This is a genomic window from Streptomyces sp. NPDC037013, assembly GCF_055607265.1.
In genome coordinates, this window is the sequence record NZ_JBVJRV010000006.1 from 134,193 (window position 1) to 155,146 (window position 20,954).

Genomic DNA, 20,954 nt, shown 5'->3' on the forward strand with positions numbered 1-20,954 from the left:
GCGCGGGAAAGACCTCGGCTAAGGTGCATTTCCATGCCGGAATCATGGGTCAATTCGGCGGAGCGCGTCGGCAGTGACCTGCATCTGGACCTCTCGGGTCCCGGCAGCCGCCGCTCCGTCCTCATCCGCGCCCTGCGGGACGCCGTACGCGAGGGGCGGCTCCCCCCTGGCACCCGGCTGCCGCCCTACCGTTCGCTCGCCGCCGACCTCGGTCTTGCCCGCAACACCGTCGCCGACGCCTACGCCGAACTGGTCGCCGAGGGCTGGCTGACGGCGCGGCAGGGCTCGGGGACGCGGGTCGCGGAGCGGGCGGCCGCGCCCCGGCCCGCGCGGCGCCCGAAGCCCGCGCCCGCCCGGCCCGCCGCCCCCGCCCACGACCTCCGCCAGGGCACGCCGGACACCGGCTCCTTCCCGCGCACCGCCTGGCTCGCGGCGGCCCGGCGGGCGCTCGGCGCCGCGCCCAACGAGGCGTTCGGGCCCGGCGATCCGCGCGGCCGCGTCGAGCTGCGCCGGGCCCTCGCCGAGTACCTGACGCGGGCCCGCGGGGTGCGCGCCGACCCCGAACGGATCGTGGTCTGCTCCGGGTTCGCGCACGCGCTGCGGCTGCTCTTCGCGGGTGCGCGCGGCGCGGGCGGCGGGGTGCTGCGCGGGCCGCTCGCCGTGGAGTCGTACGGGCTCGGCTTCCACCGGCAGATCCTGGAGGACTCGGGCGTACGGACGGTACCGCTGGGCCTGGACGAACAGGGCGCCCGTGTCGCGGAGTTGGCGGCCGGTCCGGAGCGGGGGCACGGGAGCGGGGCGCGGGTGCGGGGTGTGCTGCTCACGCCCGCGCACCAGTTCCCGACCGGCGGCCCGCTGCACCCTGCCCGGCGCGCGGCGGTCGTCGACTGGGCGCGCGCCGGCGGCGGCGTGGTCCTGGAGGACGACTACGACGGGGAGTTCCGCTACGACCGCGAACCCGTCGGCGCCCTCCAGGGCCTCGACCCCGAACACGTCGTCTACCTCGGCTCGGTCAGCAAGAGCCTCTCCCCCGCGGTGCGCCTCGGCTGGATGGTGCTGCCCGAACGGCTCGTCGACGGCGTGCTCGAGGCCAAGGGGGAGCGCGAGGCGTGGGCGAGCGTCCTCGACCAGCTCACGCTCGCCGACTTCATCGCCGCGGGACAGTACGACCGCCACATCCGGCGGATGCGGCAGCACTACCGGCACCGCCGCGACCGGCTCGTCGCCGCCCTCGCCGAACAGGCCCCGCACATCACGGCCACCGGCATCGCGGCGGGTCTGCACGCGGTGCTGCGGCTGCCGCCCGGCTCGGAGGCGTCCGCGGTCAAGGCCGCGTCCTGGCAGGGGATCGCACTGGACGGCCTGGCCTCGTTCCGGCATCCGCGGGCCACGACGGCGGCCGGGGACGGACTCGTCGTCGGCTACTCGGCACCGGCGGAACACGCGTACGAGGCGGCCGTCGAGGCCCTGCTCCGGGCGCTGCCGCCCGCCGATGAGTCGTACGGCGAGGACTCATGCGGCGAGGACTCATGCGGCGAGGGGGCGCCGGGTGAGGACGAAGGGGCCGGGAAATAGCGGAGGTTCGTTGATCGTTCCGGTTGGTGTGTCAGCAGTCAGCACGGGGAGGACCGGGGCCATGGGCAGCACGATCAGTACGGGTAGTGGGACGGCTGGTGGGAGCAGGACGGGTGGCGGGGGCAGTACGGGCAGCGGCGCCGATGCCGCCGGCGGTGCGGTGGGCGACGGGGTCAACAACTCCAATCCCTTCAACCGCCGCGTGATCGAGGAGTTCCGCGCGAACGGGGGGCGGGTCGGCGGCCCCTTCGAAGGCACGACCCTGCTCCTGCTGACCACCCGGGGCGCGAAGAGCGGGCTGCCCCGGACGACGCCCGCGGTCTATCTGCCCGACCCCCGCCCCGAGGGCGACCGCCTCGTCGTCTTCGCCTCCAACGGTGGCTCGGAGAAGGCTCCCGGCTGGTACCACAACCTCGTGAAGGAGCCCTTGGTCGTCGTCGAGGTCGGCACGGAGCGGTACGAGGCCCGTGCCACGCCCGTCGACCCGGCCGAACACGACGAGCTGTGGCGTCGGCAGATCGAACGGGACCCGAACTTCGCGGAGTTCAGGGCCCGCTCCCCGCGCACGATCCCGGTGATCGCGCTGACCCGCGCGAGCGGCGCGGAGGCGTCCGGTCAGTCCGCCGGGTAGGGCACCCGGCGGAGGCCTCTTGGCCGTCCCTCAGGCCGTCATCAAGGGCGCGTCCTCACGCCACTTGAGGATCTTGTCGAAGCTGATCACCGCGCCGCCCCTGCCCGGCTTGTTGCCGAGGTGGACGTGGTCGGCGAGTTCCTGGATGAGGTACAGGCCCCGGCCGTGTTCGTCCGTGTCGGCGGCGGCCGCGCGGGGCCCGGGACAGTCGTGCGAGGCACCGGGGAAGCCCGGTCCCGAGTCGGTCACCTCGATACGGCACTTCTCGCCGTCGAGGTAGGCCGTGACGCGGTAACCGCCCACACCGCCCGCACAACCCGCTCCACCGGTGTCACACGTATCGCCCGCTCCACCGGTGTCACCCGTATCGCCCACCTCACCGGCATCCCCCGGGATGCTCCCGCTCCCGGGGAGGCCGGTGCCGCCGTGTTCCACGGCGTTGGCGCACGCTTCGCTGAGGGCGACCGACAGGTCGTAGGAGACGTCCGGGTCCACGCCCGCGGTCTCCATCGTGCCGATCAACAGACGGCGGGCGAGCGGGACGCTCGCGGCTTCGCGCCGCAAATGGAGAGACCACCAGATGCTCATGCTCCAGCCTCCTGGCTGCGGCTCGACATACCGATACGTATTGCCACACACGCGCGGGGATAAGCGCACGGTTGACGTGATGCCGCCCATACGGCGGACGCGCGGCCCCCGCCGTCCGGTGTAGGAGGAGGGGGCGCGGGGCTCGCCACGGAGGGGGCGCGGGGCTCGCCACCGGGCGCCCAGACAGCCCCCACTCCGCCCCAACGCCCTGGAACGGGACCTTCCGGACCTGCCGTACACACCGCGTAAGTCCAGTGCGATGATGTCCCGGCCATGACTGCCCCCCACCAGCGCCAGCCGCGCGCCGGAGCCGATCTCCGGCTGCTCAGGGCCGCGATGTTCGCCGCGGTCTGCGTCGTGCTGTCCGCCGGGGGCCATGTGCTCGCCTCCTGCGCCGCCGTCCCGCTGTGGACGCTGGCCGCGGGTTTCGCCGTCGTCCTCGCCGTCGCGCTGCCGCTCGCCGGGCGGGCCCGTTCGCTGCCCGGCATCGCCGCGCTGCTCGCGGCGGGACAGCTCGGCCTGCACACCCTGTTCGGCCTCGGCCAGCACGGCACCACGGTCACCCAGAACGGTGACGGCACTCTGGTGGAGCGGGCCGCGCGCCTGGTCTGCGGGGCGGGCGCCGCGACGATCACGCCCGCGCAGGCCCACCGGATCCTCACCACCGCCGGGTTCGGCCCCGGCGGCACGGGTGCGGCCGGCATGGGCGGCAGGGCCGCCGCAGAAGCGGGGCACTCCGCCGCGCACACGCACGCGCACTCCGCGCTGGATTCGATGCCGGGCGCGGCAGGCGCCGGGGTCCCGACGGGGTCGATGAGGCCGATGGACGCCATGGCGCTCGTCCCCTCCCTGCCCATGCTCGTCGCCCACCTGCTCGCGGCGCTAGCCGCGGGCTGGCTGCTGCGGCGCGGCGACCTCGCGCTGCTGCGCCTCGTCCGCCTCGCCGACGGGGCGCAGGGGGTCGCCGAAGGAGCGCTCGTCCGTTCCCTGCGCTCGGCGCTCACCCTCGTACGCGCCCTGCGGGCGGGCCTGCCCGGCGCGCCCGAGACGGCCGGTCCGCGGGCTCCGCGCACCGCGCTGCTCGCGCCGCCGAAGCCGCGCACGGTCGCGCTGGAGGACGCGGTGATCCGGCGCGGGCCCCCGGCGGGCCACCGCGACGTCGAACTCGCCGCCTGACGCGACACACTCCACCGCTGCACGGAGGGGGTCGCTCGGCGCGCACGCGCGCGTGCCCGCTCGGCCGCGCGCACCCCTTCCGCATCCAGCACCCGGTACGGCGGCCCACCGCGCCGCGTACCGATCAACACTGACGAAAGTGGAGTGTTCCTGTCATGAAGATCTCCCGCATCGCCGCCGCCGGCACCGTCGCTGCCTCCGCCGTCCTCGTCCTCTCGGGGACCGCGTTCGCGCACGTCAGCGTCGCGCCCGAGGGCGAGGCCGCCAAGGGCGGGTACGCGACGGTGAACTTCAAGGTGCCGAACGAGATGGACGACGCCTCGACCAACAAGCTCGAGGTCTCCTTCCCGACCGACCACCCGCTCGCCTCCGTGATGACGGAGCCGGTCCCGGGCTGGAACGTCAAGGTCACCAAGAGCAAGCTCGACAAGCCGCTGGAGATCCACGGCAAGAAGATCGACGAGGCCGTCTCCAAGGTCACCTGGACCGCCGACGGCAAGGGCATCCAGCCGGGCACCTTCCAGAAGTTCCCGGTCTCCATGGGCCAGCTGCCCGAGGACACCGACCAGCTCGTCTTCAAGGCCATCCAGACGTACGACAACAAGGATGTCGTCCGCTGGATCGAGCCGCAGCAGAAGGGCCAGGAGGAGCCGGAGCACCCGGCCCCCGCCCTCACGCTGACCGCCGCGTCCGAGGGCCACGGCGCCGCCGCCGACACGAAGTCGGACGACAAGGCGGGCAAGACCGAGAGCGCCTCCTCCGACTCGTCCGACAGCAGTGACACCACCGCCCGCGTCCTCGGCGTCGTCGGCATCGTCGTCGGTGCCGCGGGCGTCGCGTTCGGCGTGCTCGCGGGCCGCCGCCGCGTCACCGGCTGAGCCGTCGGCCGAGCCACCCACGGGGTGCACCGGCGCGGCACACCGCCGCCCCGGTGCACCCCGGCCCCCTCACATCTGGGACATTTCCATATGCGCACGAAGAGCTCGATGAGCACCCCCAAGAAGGCCGCCGCCGCTGCCCTGCTGACCGCGGCCGCCCTCACGCTGACCGCCTGCGGCGGCGGCGACGAGAAGAAGCCGGTGGCGGAGGTCTCCGCCCAGACCGACTCCGGCAAGGCCGCCACGGTCCTGGACAAGCCGTACGAGAAGCCGAACCTCATCCTCACCGACACGCACGGCAAGAAGTACGACCTGCGCGAGGAGACCAAGGGCAAGCCGACGCTGATCTACTTCGGCTACACGCACTGCCCCGACGTCTGCCCGCTGACGATGAACAACATCGCGGTCGCCAAGAAGGCCCTGCCCAAGGCCGAGCAGGACAAGCTCAAGGTCGTCTTCATCACCACCGACCCCAAGCGCGACACCCCGGCCGAACTCGGCAAGTGGCTCAAGGGCATCGACTCCGACTTCGTCGGCCTGACCGGCGACTTCGCCACCATCCAGGCGGGCGCCCGGCAGCTCGCCATCAGCATCGAGCCGTCCAAGAAGGACAAGAACGGCAAGATCGTCTCGATGCACGGCACGCAGGTCATCGCATTCTCGCCGAAGACCGACGCGGGATACGTCCTGTACAACGAAGGCGCAGGCGCCGGCGACTACACCAAGGACCTCCCCAAGATCATCAAGGGACAGACCCCGTGAACCACCGCACCACCACGCGCCGCGCGCTCACCGCCGGCGCCATGGCGCTCACCGCCGCGCTCGCCCTGACGGCCTGCGGCGGCTCGGACGGCGACAAGGCCTCCGACACCGCCTCCGGCAAGGCTTCCGCGAACTCCGCGAAGGCCCCCGCGATCACGGCCGACGGCGCCTACATCCCCGAACCCACCATGGACGGCATGGCGGCCGGGTTCTTCACGCTCACCAACAAGGGCGGCGCGGACAAGCTCACCTCCGCCACCAGCGACCTCGCGGGCTCGGTCACCCTGCACAGCACCAAGGGCGGCGTGATGAAGGAGCAGAAAGCCTTCGACGTGCCCGCGGGCGGCCACCTCGACTTCGCCAGCGGCGGCAACCACGTGATGCTGGAGAAGCTCCGGCACAAGCCGAAGCAGGGCGAGAAGGTGTCCCTGACGCTGCGCTTCCAGAAGTCGGACCCGATCACGATCGAGGTGCCGGTCAAGTCGGCGACGTACCGGCCCGAGCGGCACGACACGTCACACAACTCGCACTGAGGGACGGACCGTTGATGCAGACCATCGCTCCCCGCTCCAGAGCCACGAACCGGACCGGAGCCGTCCCTCGCGTCTGGCGGCTCCTCCTCGTGCTCCTCGCCGCCACCGGCGCCTTCCTCGCCGGCGCCGCGCCGGCCTCCGCGCACGCCGCGCTGACCGGCAGCGACCCGAAGCAGGGAGCGGTGGTCAAGACGGCCCCCGCCCAGGTGAAGCTCACCTTCTCGGAGAAGGTCGCCATGTCGGACGGCTCCGTGCGGGTGCTCGACCCGGCCGGCAAGCGCGCCGACGCCGGCAAGACGACCGACCTGGGCGCCAACACGTACGGCGTGAAGCTGCGCCCCGGCCTGCCCGACGGCACCTTCACCGTCGCCTACCAGGTCGTCTCCGCCGACAGCCACCCCGTCTCCGGCGCCTTCACCTTCTCCATCGGCGCGCCCTCCGACACGAAGGTCGCGCTGCCCGACCAGGAGGCCGGCGGCGGCCTGGTCGGCGTCCTCTACGACATCACCCGCTACCTCTCGTACGCCGGGTTCATCGTGCTGGTCGGCGGCGCCGCCTTCGTCCTCGGCTGCTGGCCGCGCGGCGCCGGCGTGCGGCCCATGCAGCGCCTTGTGACGTCCGGCTGGGTCGTGCTGACCGCCGCCACCCTCGTCCTGCTGCTCCTGCGCGCCCCCTACACCGGCTCCGGGAAGCTCGCCGACGCCTTCGACATGGGCCTGCTCGGCGACGTCCTCAACACCAAGACAGGGGCGGCCCTCGTCTCGCGGCTGCTGCTCCTGGCCGCCGCCGCGCTCTTCATCGCCGTGCTCTTCGGCGCGTACGCGAAGCGTGAGGGCCTCGACGACACCGACGCCGACGCCGCCGCCGAGCGGAAGGACCTCACCTTCGGGCTCGCCATCGGCGGCACCGTCGTCGCCATCGGCATCGCGGCGACGTGGGCGATGGCCGAGCACGCGTCGACCGGCATCCAGTCGGGCATCGCGATGCCCGTCGACGTACTGCACCTGCTCGCCGTCTGCGCCTGGCTCGGCGGGCTCGCGGCGCTGGCGCTCGCGCTCTTCCGCACGACGGCGGTCGACGCGCGTGCCGTGCGGCGGTTCTCGGCCGTGGCGTTCACCAGCGTCGCCGTCCTGGCCGCCACCGGCATCTACCAGTCGTGGCGGCAGGTCGGCTCGTGGTCGGCGCTGACCGGTACGTCCTACGGGCAGCTGCTCCTCGTCAAGGCCGGCCTCATCGTCGTCCTGGTGGGGGTCGCCTCCGTGTCCCGGCAGTGGGTCGGGCGGATCTCCGCGGGGACGGGCGCCTCGGCCACCGGGACCGCGACCGCCGTCGTCGTCGAACAGCGCGGCAAGCAGACGGCGAAGAAGTCCGTCACCGTGCCCGCCTCCGCCGGGGAGACCGGCGGCGACGCCAAGCGCTCCGCGCAGCTGGCACGCCAGCGGGCCGCCATGGACACCGCCCGCGAGAAGCGCGTCAGGGACGCCGACCCGAACCGCTCGGGCCTGCGCCGCTCGGTGCTCGTCGAGACCTGCGTCGCCGTCGTCGTGCTGGCCGTGACGACGATCCTCACCTCCACCGAGCCCGGCCGCACCGAGGAGGAGGCCGCCAAAGCCACGTCCGCGGCGGCGGCCCAGCGCTCCGGCCCGCTCAGCGTCAAGGTGCCCTTCGACACGGGCGGCACCGACGGCAAGGGGACCGTGCGCCTCGACCTGGACCCGGGCCGTACCGGCAGCAACACCATGCACGTCTACGTCAAGCGCCCCAACGGCAGCGCCTTCGACGTCCCCGAGGTGAAGGTCTCCTTCACCCTCGCCGCCAAGGACGTCGGCCCGCTGCCCGTCGCACCCGACCACATCGCCACCGGACACTGGAGCGCGAACGGCGTGCAGCTCCCGATGGCAGGCAATTGGAAGATCACGGTGACGGTGCGGACCTCCGACATCGACCAGATCACCGTGAAGAAGAACGCGCAGATCGGCTGAACGGAATCACCATGGCGGACAACGGCATTTCCAGGCGGCGGCTGCTGGGCACCGCGGGCGCGACCGGTATCGCGCTCGGCGCGGCGGGCGGCGCCGTCGGGTACGCCGCGGCGCCCTCCGACGCCGCCGCTTCGGGCCCCGCCGGCTCGTCCGCGCTGGCGTCCCTGGGCAAGGACGAGGTGATGTTTCACGGGAAACATCAGCCCGGCATCACCACGCCCATGCAGTCCCGCGGCCATCTGGCCGCCTTCGACCTGGTGGCGGGGGCCGGCCGCAAGGAGGCGGCGGCCCTGCTGCGCCGCTGGTCGGCGACGGCCGCGCGGCTGATGGCGGGCGAGCCTGCCGACGGCGGGGACACGGCGGTCGCCCGCGACGCGGGCCCGTCCTCGCTCTCCGTCACCTTCGGCTTCGGCGCCTCCTTCTTCGCCCGCACGGGTCTGCACAAGCAGCGCCCGGCCGCGCTTGACCCGCTGCCCGACTTCTCCTCCGACCACCTCGACAAGGCCCGCAGCAACGGTGACCTGTGGGTGCAGATCGGCGCGAACGACCCGCTCGTCGCCTTCCACGCGCTGCGCGCCATCCAGCGGGAGGCGGCGGGGACGGCACGGGTCCGCTGGCAGATGAACGGGTTCAACCGTTCGCCGGGCGCCACCGCCCGCCCGCTGACCGCCCGCAACCTCATGGGCCAGATCGACGGCACGAACAACCCCAAGCCGTCGGAGAAGACCTTCGACGGCCGGATCTTCGTCCCCGAGAACGGCGATCCGGCGTGGATGGCGGGCGGTTCCTACGTCGTCGTACGCCGTATCCGCATGCTCCTCGACGACTGGGAGAAGCTCGGCCTGAAGGAGCAGGAGGCGGTGATCGGGCGGCACAAGTCGGACGGCTCCCCGCTGACCGGCGGCACGGAGACGACCGAGCCGAAGCTGGAGGCGACGGGCCCGGACGGCAAGGTCGTCATCCCGCTCAACGCGCACGCCCGCATCACCCGGCCCGACCAGAACGGCGGCGCCGCGATGCTGCGCAGGCCGTTCTCGTACCACGACGGCTTCGACGCCAAGGGCGAACCCGACGCGGGCCTGCTCTTCGTCTGCTGGCAGGCGGACCCGATGCGCGGCTTCATCCCGGTGCAGCGCAAGCTCGACCGGGGCGACGCCCTGTCGGAGTTCATCCGGCACGAGGCGAGCGGGCTCTACGCGGTGCCGGGCGGGGCGGCGAAGGGCGAGTACGTGGGGCAGCGGCTCCTGGAGGCGTGAGAACGCGCGTTCGTGGGGCGGGCGCCGCTTGGTGAGACACGTGAGCCGCGCCACGTCGGGCCCATTAGGGTGACGGTATGTCGGCGACGCGCTATACGTACCTGGGCCCCGAGGGCACCTTCACCGAGGCGGCTCTCCGCACGCTGCCCGAGGCGGCCACCCGGGAGCTGGTCCCGATGGTCTCGGTACCGGCCGCGCTGGACGCGGTCCGCTCCGGTGAGGCGGCGGCCGCGCTGGTGCCGATCGAGAACTCCGTCGAGGGCGGCGTCACCACCACCGTCGACGAGCTCGCCAAGGGCGAGCCCCTGATGATCTACCGCGAGGTCGTGCTGCCGATCGCCTTCGCGCTCCTGGTGCGTCCCGGCACGAAGCTGTCGGAGATCAAGACGGTCACCGGCCACCCCGTGGCCCAGCCCCAGGTCCGCAACTGGCTCTCCGCGCACCTGCCGGACGCGCTGTGGGAGTCGGCGGCCTCGAACGCGGACGGGGCCCGTCTGGTGCAGGAGGGGCGGTACGACGCGGCCTTCGCGGGCGAGTTCGCGGCGGCGACGTACGGGCTCGAACCGCTGGTCAGCGAGATCCACGACGCGGCGAACGCCGAGACCCGGTTCGTCCTGGTCGGCCGCGCCGCCCGGCCCGCCGCGCCGACCGGCGCGGACAAGACGTCCGTCGTCATCTGGCTGGGCGACGACCACCCCGGCGCGCTGCTCGAACTGCTCCAGGAATTCGCCGTGCGCGGCGTCAACCTCATGCGGATCGAGTCGCGGCCGACGGGCCAGGGCATCGGCAACTACTGCTTCTCGGTGGACGCCGAGGGACACATCACGGACCGCCGGGTCGGCGAGGCGCTGATGGGGCTCAAGCGGATCTGCCCGCAGGTGCGCTTCCTCGGGTCGTATCCGCGGGCGGGGGTGGCGACGGAGGACGTCCGGCCGCTGCGGCCCGGCACCACCGACAGCGCATTCATGGCGGCGTCGGACTGGCTTGCGCGCTGCCAGGACGGCCGTTTCTAGCCAGGCGCGACGGCTCCTGACGCTCTTCTCCTGCGGTCCTACCTGCAGATTTACGTTGTCCACAGAAGTTATCCACAGGGCTGGGGCTCGACCTGGGGACAAGTCGACAACGAAGCGCGACATGGTCGACAAATCGGCCCACAGCCCCCAACTCCGTCCACAGTCCCGCACGTCACCCCTCGTCCACTCTTTTCTATTGATCAACTCTTTGGAGCGAGGTATTTCCACTCGAAAGTGGGTGTGCGGGTGGTTTGGGAAGGGAATCCTTCGCCCGGCTTGCCGGTTTCGGAACAGGGCGTTCCGGCGTCCACAGATCTTTCGCACAGGCTGTGGATAACCGTCCGGAGCCGCTGATTCCTGTGGACAACGGCAGTGGACGGCGGGCCCAAGTCCCGCTTCCCACAAGGAGTTCCGGTCAAGGCGGCGGCCGCCATCTGCCCCGTTTCGGGGAATGGTGCCCTATTTATTGACCGAGGGCGAGGCCATGCCCGGCCGGGCTTTTCCGGCCGGGCCGATCTTGTTTCGGCCACCCCGGAGCCCTGAATTCACATCCCGGCAAATCGGGCATAACGCACGGAGTGGAATAGTGAGTCGTGGGCCGGAACCGCGCGACGGTAGCCTTGAGGGGTGATTGACCTTCGCCTGCTCCGTGAGGACCCCGACCGTGTTCGCGCCTCCCAGCGCGCCCGTGGAGAGGACGTCGCGCTCGTCGACGCCCTGCTCTCCGCCGACGAGCGGCGCAGGTCGTCCGGCGTCCGCTTCGACGAGCTGCGCTCCGAGCAGAAGGCGCTCGGCAAGCTGATCCCCAAGGCATCGCCCGAGGAGAAGCAGGAGCTCCTGAAGAAGGCCGGCGAGCTCTCCGCCGCGGTCAAGGCGGCCAACACCGAGCAGGACGAGGCGGACGAGGAGGCCAAGCGCCTCCTGCAGCAGCTGGGCAACATCGTCCACCCGGACGTCCCGGTCGGCGGCGAGGAGGACTTCGTCGTCCTCGACACCATCGGCACCCCGCGCGACTTCGCCGCCGAGGGCTTCGAGCCCAAGGACCACCTGGAGCTCGGCGAGCTGCTCGGCGCCATCGACGTCGAGCGCGGCGCCAAGGTCTCAGGCTCGCGCTTCTACTACCTCACCGGTGTCGGCGCCCTCCTGGAGCTGGCCCTGGTCAACGCCGCGATCGCGCAGGCGACGGAGGCCGGGTTCATCCCGATGCTGACGCCCGCGCTGGTCCGCCCGCGCGCCATGGAGGGCACGGGCTTCCTCGGCCAGGCCGCGGAGAACGTGTACCACCTGGAGAAGGACGACTACTACCTCGTCGGCACCTCCGAGGTCGCGCTCGCCGGCTACCACATGGACGAGATCATCGACGCCGACAAGCTGCCCCTGCGGTACGCGGGCTTCTCGCCCTGCTTCCGCCGCGAGGCCGGCACGTACGGCAAGGACACCCGCGGCATCTTCCGCGTCCACCAGTTCGACAAGGTCGAGATGTTCTCGTACGTCGACCCGGCCGACGCGGAGAACGAGCACAAGCGGCTCCTGGAGTGGGAGAAGCAGTGGCTGACCGGTCTCGGCCTGCCGTTCCAGGTGATCGACGTCGCCACCGGTGACCTCGGCGCCTCGGCCTCGCGCAAGTTCGACTGCGAGGCGTGGATCCCCACCCAGGGCAAGTACCGCGAGCTGACCTCCGCGTCGAACTGCGACGGCTTCCAGGCCCGCCGCCTGTCGATCCGGATGCGCGATAGCCGCGACGGCAAGAAGGTCCTCCAGCCGCTGGCCACGCTGAACGGCACGCTGTGCGCCGTCCCGCGCACCATCGTGGCGATCCTGGAGAATCACCAGCAGGCCGACGGCTCCGTGGTGGTGCCCGAGGTCCTCCGTCCGTACCTGGGGGGACGAGAGATCCTGGAGCCCGTCGCCAAGTGAGCCACCCTGCTCCCGTCACCCCCTCCTTCCCGTACAAGCTGGTCGCCACCGACCTCGACGGGACGCTGCTGCGCCCCGACGACACGGTGTCGGACCGTACGCGCCAGGCGCTCACCGCGGCCACCGCGGTGGGCGCGGCGCACATCATCGTCACCGGCCGCGCGGTGGCCTGGACCCGGCCCATCCTCGACGACCTCGGTTACGACGGGATCGCGGTGTGCGGTCAGGGCGCGCAGGTCTACCACGCGGGGGAGCACCGGCTGCTGACCTCGGTCACGCTCGACCGCCAGCTTGCGGGTCTCGCGCTGGCCAAGATCGAGGCGGAGGTCGGCCCGCTCTTCCTCGCCGCGAGCCGCGACGGCATGGACGGCGAGGTCCTGGTCGGCCCCGGCTACGCGGTCCAGGAGGGGCCGCTGCCGGCCACCCCCATCACCGACGTCTCCGACCTGTGGGCGGCCCCGCTCAACAAGGTGTACGTCCAGCACCCGGGCCTCGGCGACGACGCGCTGGCGGAGGTGGCCCGCCAGGTGGCGGGTGACCTGGTCGGCGTGACGATGGCGGGCGAGGGCATAGTCGAGCTCCTGCCGCTCGGCCTCTCCAAGGCCACGGGCCTCTCCCTGGCGGCGCGCCGCCTCGGCGCGAAGGCCGCGGACACGATCGCCTTCGGCGACATGCCCAACGACATCCCGATGTTCGGCTGGGCGGCCCACGGCGTGGCCATGGCCAACGCTCACGACGAGCTCAAGGCGGTGGCGGACGAGGTGACGGCGTCCAACGCGGACGACGGCATCGCGGTGGTCCTCGAACGGCTGCTGGGCTGACGGCCCCGGGCCGGGCGGGACAGGACCGCTCGGCGCGGTGTGACGTCTCGCGGAGGATGCGCGGATCGAACGCGCGCAGGGTCTCGGCCCTGACGACGGCTTAGCAAGCCGCTGCCTTACCACTCGGCCAATCCTCCAGGGGGAAGGGCGGCCCGCGCAGCGATGCGGATCCTGCGCGCTCGAAGCGGCCGCCCCGGGCAGCTCCCCCGTGTGCGGGACTCCACGAAGCAGGTGACTACTTCGGGGCCTTCCGCAGGCTGCCCTGCCGGGAACTCGGCGGTCTCGTACGGAGTGACACGCCGGCTCCTCTCCCGGACGGTGGGCGCCGGATCAGCGGCGCGGTGACGTCAACCACTCTGCCCGCGCCGCCAGTTGACCGCCACCGAATAAATCCGGCTCACTCCTCCCCGGCCAGCGTCAGCGACCGGAGCCGCTGTCCCGCGTACCAGGCGGCGAGCGCCGTCACGGCCACCAGGAGGACGGTCGCGGCCGGCAGGCCGACGTCCGAGGTGATCAGGTCGCCGTGGCCGACCTTCTGGGCCACGGCCAGGGACCACTGCTGCACGCTGAGCGTGCGCGCCCCTGCGACCAGCGACCCGAAGAGGGCCTCCCAGACCAGGGCGTAGACGAGGCCGAAGACCACGGCGTGCCGGGTGACCGTGCCGAGGAGCAGGAAGATCGCGGCATACGTGACGGACGCGACGAGCGCGGCGATCGTGTAGGCGATGGCGATCTGCTGGCCGTTGCCGTTCAGGATCATCCCCGCGATGAACGTGGGGATCGCGGAGAAGGCCATGGTCACGGCGATGGCGACGATCAGCTTGGTGAAGATGATCGTGGGCCGCTTGACCGGCTTGGAGAGGAGATAGACGACCGAGCCGTCGTCGATCTCCGGGCCGATCGCGCCGGTGCCCGCGATGACGCCGATGATCGGCACCATCGTGGCGAGCGCGAATCCGCCGAGGACGTCGACGGCCACCTGGTCGTCGGCGCCGGCGAAGCCCCGTACGGCCGCCGAGATGACGATCAGCAGCAGGGGCAGGGCGAAGAGGATCAGTGCCCGGCGCCGGCCGAGCAGGGCCCGGTAGGTGAGCCGGGCGACAGTGGGGTTGTACACGGTCACTCCCTTCAGGCCGCGACGAGGTAGGAGAAGACCGACTCGAGGGACTCGTCCGAGGGCGAGACCGTCAGGAGCCGGATGCCGTGCTCGCGGGCGACCCGGGGCAGCAGCGCGGTGAACCGGCCGAAATCGACCGCCTGGATGCGCAGGGCGCCCTCCTGGAGGTCGACTTCGATGCCGGCCGTGGACGGGTCGGCGATCAGCGCGGCGGCCAGTGCGCGGTCGTCGCTGGAGCGGACGAGGTAGCGGTGCGGGCGGTCGGTCATCAGGCGGCGGATCCTGCGGAAGTCACCGCTGGCGGCGTGCCGTCCGGCGACGATCACTTCGATGTGCGAGGCGAGCTGTTCGACCTCTTCGAGGATGTGCGAGGAGAACAGGACGGTGCGGCCCTGGTCGCCCATGGCCCGCAGGAGCTCCATCAGCTGCATGCGCTGACGCGGGTCCATGCCGTTGAAGGGCTCGTCGAGCAGGAGCACGGACGGGTCGTGGACGAGGGCGGAGGCCATCTTCACGCGCTGGCGCATGCCCTTGGAGTACGTGGAGATCTTCCGGTCCTGCGCATACTCCATCTGGACCGTGGCGAGCGCCTTCTTGGCGGCCCGCTCGTCCAGGCCCTGCAACTCGGCGTTGGCGACGACGAATTCGCGTCCCGTGAGGAAGTCGTACATCGCCTCGCGCTCGGGGACGATGCCGATCTCCTCGTAGATGCGTTCATTGCGCCAGATCGGCTTGGTGTCGAGGGTGACGCTGCCCGTGGAGGGGGCGAGGAAACCACCCATCATGTTGATGAGCGTCGACTTTCCGGCGCCGTTGGGACCGAGGAGACCCGTGACGCCGGGGCCGATGTCCATGGTGATGTCGTTGACCGCCACCACGTTGCCGAACCAACGGGAGACATGGTCGATGGTGATGGTGGTCATCAGAGGCCGACCTTCCGGTAGCGGCGCATCATGGCGCCGTAGCAGCCCGCGATGAGGCCGAGGACGACGAGGACGTAGACGAGGCCGAGGCCGGTCGAGGGGCCTTCCCCTCCGGGGAAGGCGGAGGTCGCGCCGAGAAAGGCGCTCTGCACCCCGTCGATGAGCGTGATCGGCGAGAAGAGGCCCAGCCAGGCGATGGCTCCGGTGCTGCCCTGTTCGTAGGCGATCGCCTGGACCGTGGAGACCGCGCCGTAGGTGATGGTCATGACGGCGATGACGGCGGCGATGCCGAAGCCGCGGCGCGGGGTGATCGCCGAGATGACCAGCGCGATCCCGGAGAAGAGCAGGGACAGCAGCACCACGGAGACCAGGCCCTGGCCGAAGCCCTTCGTCTGGTCGGCGAAGTCCAGCTTGGCGAGGAGCGCTCCTACGTAGAGCACGATCAGCGGCGCGGCCGTGAGGACGAAGAGGGCGGAGGCCATGGCGGCGAACTTGGCGAGGACGTAGTCGCCGCGCTGGATGGGGCGCGAGAAGTAGAGCGGCACGGTCTTGAAGCGCAGGTCGCGGGAGACGGTCTGCGGGGCCTGGGCGGCGAGGAAGAGGCTGATGACGGCCTGGAGGAAGAGCGCGTAGCGCGTGTAGTCGACGGGGAGCTCTTTGGCCTTGGTGAAGACGGCGACCGCCACCATGATCGCGGCGGGGACGCACATCACCGCGAAGAGGATCATCGGCAGGACCTTGGACTTGGCGGACCGGCCCAGGCCGTAGGCGCCGCGCAGGCTCTGCGAGAAGAGCGAGCGGCGGGCGTAGGCGCGGCCGAGGCGGGGGCCGTCGTAATTGCGGTACCCGATGTTGTGGATCCGGGTGGCGTCGGTGCGGGCGGGTTCAGTGCTCATCGCGCCGGCCTCCTGTCTGCTGTGCGGCGGCCGCGGGCTCGGGGACGGGCTCCTGGTGCGGCTCGTCCTTGAAGACCTCCGCGATGTGGTGCCTGCGCTGTTCCATCCGGACCAGGCCGAGGCCGAGGTCGGCGACGAGGTCGCGCACGACGTCGTAGGTCTCCTCGCCCTCGGCGGTGAGCAGGATCGTGTGCCCCGCGCCGGGCAGTTCGCCGCCGGTCGTGGTGTCGACGCCGCGGTCCCGGAGCGCGTCGCGCAGCGCGCGGGTGCCGTCGGGGTGGGCGTCGGTGTCCGTGACCTCGACGGCGAGCGTGGTGGTGGTCTGGGTGAAGTCGGTGGTGGAGCTGGACCGCAGGAGCCTGCCGCCGTCGATGACGACGACGTGGTCGCAGGTGCGCTCCAGTTCGCCGAGGAGGTGCGAGGTGACCAGGACCGAGATGCCGAAGTCGGTGTGGATGCGGCGGATCAGGGCGAGCATCTCGTCGCGTCCGACCGGGTCGAGGCCGTTCGTCGGCTCGTCGAGGAAGACCAGGCGGGGGTCGTGGACGAGGGCCTGCGCGAGCTTCACACGCTGCTTCATGCCGGTCGAGTAGCCGCCGATGGGGCGGTAGCGCTCCTCGTAGAGGCCGACGTGGCGCAGGGTGTCCGCGGTGCGCTCGCGGGCCGCGGTGGGCGGGAGCCCGGACATGCGCGCCATGTGGACGACGAACTCGGTGGCCGAGACGTCGGGCGGCAGGCAGTCGTGCTCGGGCATGTATCCCACGAGTTCGCGGATCTCACCGCCGCTGGTGGCGACGTCGAGGCCGAGCACGGCGGCGCGGCCCTCCGTGGCGGGGGACAGACCCAGCAGGATCTTGATCAGTGTGGACTTGCCGGCTCCATTGGCCCCGACGAGTCCGGTCACACCGGGCCCGATGTCCATGGAGAGCCGGTCAAGCGCGGTCACCCGTGGGAACCGCTTGCTCAGGCTTTCGGTCGCGATCACAGTCACGCTTCGACGCTAGTGGCGTGAACCACACGGGTCGTCAGCCCAGGGGCCTGCCCCGGCCTCACTCTCGGGTATTACGGGCCCGTAAGGGTCGTCCGGAAGTCGACCTCTGGGGGTTTCGCCGGAGCCGTCCCCGAGGCGTCGTCGGTCGTTCCCCGAGGTGTCCCGGAGCTGTCCCGCAGGTCGGTCGGAACCCTTGACGTAGCCGCCGGGCATTGTCACATTCATCAGTGTCAAGTTACGACCGCGTACGGCGATGGACCGGACACGGGATGGACCGGACTCGGGACGGACGGTGGCATGACCTCAGCGGTGGCAGGCGAACTCTCGGCGGAACTGCGAGGGTTCAGGGAAGTGCAGACCCTCGCGTATGAATGCGCGGAGGCGGTCGCGGCGCAGCTCAAGCCGGGGGTGACCGAGCGCGAGGCGGCGCGGATGCAGCGGGAGTGGCTGCGCGAGCGGGGTGTGCGGGACTGGTTCCACCTGCCCTTCGCCTGGTTCGGGGACCGCACGGCGTTCGTGAACTTCCGTGTTCCGCTGCAGTTTTTCCCCACCCACCGCAGGCTGGAGCCGGGGATGCCCTTCATCCTCGACATGGCCCCGGTCTACAAGGGCTTCACGGCCGACATCGGCTACTCCGGCTGCCTGGGCCTGAACCCCGTGCACGACAGGCTCCTCGCCGACCTGGAGGCGCACCGCGAGCTGATCCTGCGCGAGGTGCGCGAGCGCCGTCCGCTCCGCGAGATCTATGAGGACGTCGACCGGCTCATGGTCCGCCAGGGCTATGCCAACCGCCACCGCGCGTATCCGTTCGGCGTGATCGCGCACAAGGTCGACCGGGTCAAGGAGCGCCGCCTGACCCCGCACATCTTCGGGTTCGGCACGCAGTCGCTGAAGGGGCTGGCGAGCGACGCCCTGCACGGCCACCGCGACGGCTGGTCGCCGCTGTGGTCGCCGTACAAGTTCTCCGACCACCCGCCCCAGAAGGGGCTCTGGGCGGTCGAGCCGCACCTCGGATTCCGGGGTACGGGCGCGAAGTTCGAGGAGATCCTGGTCGTCACCGACTCCAAGGACCCCGAACAGAGCGCGTTCTGGCTGGACGACGATCTGCCGCATGTGCGGCGCTGGGCTGAGGAGAGGGCCGCCGCATGACGACCGGAGACATCACCGAGGGAACGGGCGCGGGCTCGGGCGCGGGCCGCGGCGCCGGAGGCCTGAAGGGCGCGCGCGAGCGTTGGGTGCGCACGGGCGGGGTGGAGCTGTGTGTCGCCGAGCTGGGCGACCCGGATCGGCCCACGATCGTGCTGGTGCACGGCTATCCGGACTCCAAGGAGGTGTGGAGCGAGGTCGCGGGCCGCCTCGCGGACCGCTTCCACGTCGTGCTGTACGACGTCCGCGGCCACGGCAGGTCGACGGCCCCGCGGCCGCTGCGCGGCGGCTTCACCCTGGAGAAGCTGACCGACGACTTCGTGGCCGTCATCGACGCGGTCAGCCCGGAGAGGCCGGTGCACGTCGTCGGGCACGACTGGGGCTCGGTGCAGTCCTGGGAGTTCGTCACCGTCAAGCGCACGGAGGGCCGCATCGCGTCCTTCACGTCGATGTCGGGGCCCTCGCTCGACCACTTCGGGCACTGGATCAAGCGGCGGATGTCCCGGCCGACGCCCCGCAAGGTCGGCCAGCTCCTCGGCCAGGGCGCCAAGTCCTGGTACGTGTACATGCTGCACACCCCCGTGCTCCCCGAGCTCGCCTGGCGCGGCCCGCTCGCCAAGCAGTGGCCGAAGATCCTCCGCCGTCTGGAGAAGGTCCCGCCGGGCGACTATCCGACGCCGTCGCTGCCCGAGGACGCCGCGCACGGCGCCTGGCTCTACCGCGACAACGTCCGCGCGCGGCTGCGCAGGCCGCGCACCGACGCGTATGCCCACGCGCCCGTGCAGCTCATCACGCCCTCCGGAGACATCTTCCTCTCCGAGCGGCTCTACGACGAGCTGGAGCAGTGGGCCCCGCAGCTGATCCGCCGCACCCTGCCGGCCAAGCACTGGGTGCCCCGCACCCGCCCCCACCAACTGACGGCCTGGATCGGCGAATTCGTCACGACGAACGAGGATGGCATGCCCGTCAACGACAGCGCCGCCACCGGCAGGCACGCCGACCGGTTCGGCGGCCAGCTCGTACTGGTCACCGGAGCGGGCAGCGGGATCGGGCGGGCCACCGCCTTCGCCTTCGCCGAAGCCGGGGCGCGCGTGGTGGCCGTCGACCGGGACGCGGAGAGCGCGGCCCGCACGGCGGAGATGGCCCGGCTGATAGGCGCCCCCGCCGCGTGGGGCGAGACGGTCGACGTCACCGACGAGCAGGCCATGGAGAAGCTCGCCGAGCGCGTCGCCACGGAGTACGGCGTGGTGGACGTCCTGGTGAACAACGCGGGCATCGGCCTCGCCGGCTCCTTCCTCGACACCAGCAGCGAGGACTGGAAGAAGGTCCTCGACGTCAATCTGTGGGGCGTCATCCACGGCTGCCGGCTCTTCGGCAAGCAGATGGCCGAGCGCGGCCAGGGTGGCCACATCGTCAACACCGCTTCCGCGGCGGCGTATCAGCCCTCCAGGACCCTGCCGGCGTACAGCACCTCCAAGGCGGCCGTCCTGATGCTCAGCGAGTGCCTGCGCGCGGAACTCGCCGACCAGGGCATCGGGGTCTCCGCGATCTGCCCGGGCTTCGTGAACACGAACATCACGGCGACCTCCCGCTTCGTCGGTGTCGGCGCCGACGAGGAGAAGCGCCGCCAGCAGAAGTCCGCCCGCCTGTACGGCCTGCGGAACTACCCGCCGGAGAAGGTCGCCGACGCGATCCTGCACGCCGTCGTCAAGAACCAGGCGGTCGTCCCGGTCACCCCCGAGGCCCGCGGCGCCCGCTTCATGTCCCGCCTCAGCCCGAAGGCCCTGCGCGCGATGGCCCGATTGGAGCCGCCGTTGTGAGCACCGAGGAGCACCACGCGATCGTGCCGCGCCGAGTCTCGTTCGACTGGGACGAGACACCGCTGCACTGGATACCGGACGAGCCGACCGCCACCCACGTCATCAACGTCCTGCATCTGCTGCTCCCGGCGGGGGAGCGGTGGTTCGTGAAGGTCTTCAAGGAGGGCCTGCCGCTGATCACCGATCCGGTGCTGCGGGACGACGTCAAGGGGTTCATGGGGCAGGAGGCCACGCACAGCGTGCAGCACGCGCACGTGCTGGACCACCTGGCCGCGCAGCGGCTCGACACCGCGGCCTTCACCCGGTACGTCGACTTCCTCTTCGAGAAGCTCCTCGGGGAGCGGCCGCCCCTGGGCGCGCCGGTGCCGACCCAGGAGTGGCTGCGGTTCCGGCTCTCGATCATCGCCGCGATCGAGCAGTTCACGGCGGTCCTCGGGAACTGGGTCCTGCACGCCGAGGGGCTCGACCGGGCCGGGGCCGACGAGGTGATGCTCGACCTGCTGCGCTGGCACGGCGCGGAGGAGGTGGAGCACCGCGCGGTCGCCTTCGACATGTTCCAGCACTGCGGCGGCCGGGGCCTTCCCCGGTACGCCCGCAGGATCGCCGGCATGACGGTCACCGCCCCCGTGATGCTGTACCTGTGGATCTGGGGCACGGCCTATCTGATCCGCCACGACCCCCAGTTGGCGGGCCGCCTGCGGTACTCCCTGGCCGAGCACAACAAGGCGGTCGGCCGGGGCCTGCTGCCCACCTGGCGCGAGATCGGCACGGCGATACCCCGCTATCTGCGACGGTCGTACCATCCCTCGCAGGAAGGCTCGTTGCGCAAGGCCGTCGACTATCTGGCGCGGTCGCCCGCGGCGCGGGCCGCGGCGGGCGCGATCGGCCGGGCGGCCACCGCCTAGGTCCTGGCACGGAGCGACACGAAG

Annotated in this window: 19 protein-coding genes and 1 tRNA gene; 14 read left to right on the forward strand and 6 right to left on the reverse strand. The window is 71.6% G+C overall.

Annotation, left to right across the window (positions count from 1 at the left end; all coding sequences use genetic code 11):
- Positions 1 to 33: 33 nt before the first annotated feature.
- The gene (gene pdxR, locus ACZ7DY_RS22840; protein WP_471137911.1) at positions 34 to 1,575 is read left to right on the forward strand and encodes a MocR-like pyridoxine biosynthesis transcription factor PdxR; all 1,542 of its coding nucleotides are present in this window, start codon (positions 34 to 36) and stop codon (positions 1,573 to 1,575) included.
- Between the two features lie 61 nt (positions 1,576 to 1,636).
- Positions 1,637 to 2,206: a nitroreductase/quinone reductase family protein gene (locus ACZ7DY_RS22845; protein ID WP_471137913.1), complete on the forward strand. Its 570-nt coding sequence runs from the start codon at positions 1,637 to 1,639 to the stop codon at positions 2,204 to 2,206.
- A 30-nt stretch (positions 2,207 to 2,236) separates the two neighbouring features.
- Here ACZ7DY_RS22845 and ACZ7DY_RS22850 read toward each other — a convergent pair whose 3' ends face one another.
- Positions 2,237 to 2,794, reverse strand: a complete 558-nt coding sequence (locus ACZ7DY_RS22850) for an ATP-binding protein (protein ID WP_471137914.1) — start codon at positions 2,792 to 2,794, stop codon at positions 2,237 to 2,239.
- 273 nt (positions 2,795 to 3,067) lie between these two features.
- Between ACZ7DY_RS22850 and ACZ7DY_RS22855 the strand changes: the two genes are divergently transcribed.
- From ACZ7DY_RS22855 to ACZ7DY_RS22895, 9 genes are all read left to right on the forward strand, one after another.
- The gene (locus ACZ7DY_RS22855; protein ID WP_471137916.1) at positions 3,068 to 3,970 is read left to right on the forward strand and encodes a hypothetical protein; all 903 of its coding nucleotides are present in this window, start codon (positions 3,068 to 3,070) and stop codon (positions 3,968 to 3,970) included.
- Between the two features lie 155 nt (positions 3,971 to 4,125).
- Entirely contained in the window at positions 4,126 to 4,848 is a 723-nt protein-coding gene (locus ACZ7DY_RS22860) for a YcnI family copper-binding membrane protein (protein ID WP_471137917.1), read from the forward strand.
- A gap of 108 nt (positions 4,849 to 4,956) precedes the next feature.
- Positions 4,957 to 5,610, forward strand: coding sequence for an SCO family protein (locus ACZ7DY_RS22865; protein WP_471137919.1), 654 nt, complete (start codon positions 4,957 to 4,959; stop codon positions 5,608 to 5,610).
- 41 nt (positions 5,611 to 5,651) lie between these two features.
- Positions 5,652 to 6,143, forward strand: a complete 492-nt coding sequence (locus ACZ7DY_RS22870; RefSeq protein ID WP_471138690.1) for a copper chaperone PCu(A)C — start codon at positions 5,652 to 5,654, stop codon at positions 6,141 to 6,143.
- Positions 6,144 to 6,157: 14 nt separating this feature from the next.
- Positions 6,158 to 8,125, forward strand: a complete 1,968-nt coding sequence (locus ACZ7DY_RS22875) for a copper resistance CopC/CopD family protein (protein WP_471137921.1) — start codon at positions 6,158 to 6,160, stop codon at positions 8,123 to 8,125.
- Between the two features lie 11 nt (positions 8,126 to 8,136).
- Complete coding sequence (efeB, locus tag ACZ7DY_RS22880) at positions 8,137 to 9,381, forward strand: iron uptake transporter deferrochelatase/peroxidase subunit (protein ID WP_471137922.1); 1,245 nt, start codon at positions 8,137 to 8,139, stop codon at positions 9,379 to 9,381.
- A gap of 77 nt (positions 9,382 to 9,458) precedes the next feature.
- Positions 9,459 to 10,394, forward strand: coding sequence for a prephenate dehydratase (gene pheA / locus ACZ7DY_RS22885; protein WP_471137923.1), 936 nt, complete (start codon positions 9,459 to 9,461; stop codon positions 10,392 to 10,394).
- A 627-nt stretch (positions 10,395 to 11,021) separates the two neighbouring features.
- Positions 11,022 to 12,311 carry a serine--tRNA ligase gene (gene serS / locus ACZ7DY_RS22890; RefSeq protein WP_471137924.1) on the forward strand — a complete coding sequence of 430 codons (1,290 nt, stop codon included), beginning with the start codon at positions 11,022 to 11,024 and terminating at the stop codon, positions 12,309 to 12,311.
- Entirely contained in the window at positions 12,308 to 13,132 is an 825-nt protein-coding gene (locus tag ACZ7DY_RS22895; protein ID WP_471137926.1) for an HAD family hydrolase, read from the forward strand. The genes serS and ACZ7DY_RS22895 overlap by 4 nt, the downstream gene beginning before the upstream one ends.
- A gap of 50 nt (positions 13,133 to 13,182) precedes the next feature.
- Here ACZ7DY_RS22895 and ACZ7DY_RS22900 read toward each other — a convergent pair.
- The 5 genes from ACZ7DY_RS22900 to ACZ7DY_RS22920 all read right to left on the reverse strand — a co-directional run bounded on the left by ACZ7DY_RS22900 (position 13,183) and on the right by ACZ7DY_RS22920 (position 17,053).
- Positions 13,183 to 13,269 (reverse strand) — tRNA-Ser (locus ACZ7DY_RS22900).
- Between the two features lie 260 nt (positions 13,270 to 13,529).
- Positions 13,530 to 14,249 carry an ABC transporter permease subunit gene (locus tag ACZ7DY_RS22905; RefSeq protein WP_471137927.1) on the reverse strand — a complete coding sequence of 240 codons (720 nt, stop codon included), beginning with the start codon at positions 14,247 to 14,249 and terminating at the stop codon, positions 13,530 to 13,532.
- An 11-nt stretch (positions 14,250 to 14,260) separates the two neighbouring features.
- Positions 14,261 to 15,172: an ABC transporter ATP-binding protein gene (locus ACZ7DY_RS22910; RefSeq protein WP_471137929.1), complete on the reverse strand. Its 912-nt coding sequence runs from the start codon at positions 15,170 to 15,172 to the stop codon at positions 14,261 to 14,263.
- On the reverse strand, positions 15,172 to 16,068 hold the full coding sequence (locus ACZ7DY_RS22915; RefSeq protein ID WP_471137930.1) for an ABC transporter permease: 897 nt from the start codon (positions 16,066 to 16,068) through the stop codon (positions 15,172 to 15,174). Before ACZ7DY_RS22915 ends, ACZ7DY_RS22910 begins: the two co-directional genes overlap by 1 nt.
- Positions 16,058 to 17,053, reverse strand: coding sequence for an ABC transporter ATP-binding protein (locus tag ACZ7DY_RS22920; RefSeq protein ID WP_471138692.1), 996 nt, complete (start codon positions 17,051 to 17,053; stop codon positions 16,058 to 16,060). Before ACZ7DY_RS22920 ends, ACZ7DY_RS22915 begins: the two co-directional genes overlap by 11 nt.
- A gap of 303 nt (positions 17,054 to 17,356) precedes the next feature.
- On the opposite strand from ACZ7DY_RS22920, the gene ACZ7DY_RS22925 reads away from it, so the two are divergent.
- Genes ACZ7DY_RS22925 through ACZ7DY_RS22935 form a run of 3 tightly spaced genes read left to right on the forward strand, consistent with a single transcriptional unit; the run spans position 17,357 to position 20,930 of the window.
- Positions 17,357 to 18,208, forward strand: coding sequence for a M24 family metallopeptidase (locus tag ACZ7DY_RS22925; RefSeq protein ID WP_471137932.1), 852 nt, complete (start codon positions 17,357 to 17,359; stop codon positions 18,206 to 18,208).
- Entirely contained in the window at positions 18,205 to 20,025 is a 1,821-nt protein-coding gene (locus tag ACZ7DY_RS22930; protein WP_471137934.1) for an SDR family oxidoreductase, read from the forward strand. Before ACZ7DY_RS22925 ends, ACZ7DY_RS22930 begins: the two co-directional genes overlap by 4 nt.
- Positions 20,022 to 20,930 carry a metal-dependent hydrolase gene (locus ACZ7DY_RS22935; protein ID WP_471137936.1) on the forward strand — a complete coding sequence of 303 codons (909 nt, stop codon included), beginning with the start codon at positions 20,022 to 20,024 and terminating at the stop codon, positions 20,928 to 20,930. The genes ACZ7DY_RS22930 and ACZ7DY_RS22935 overlap by 4 nt, the downstream gene beginning before the upstream one ends.
- Positions 20,931 to 20,954: the final 24 nt, after the last annotated feature.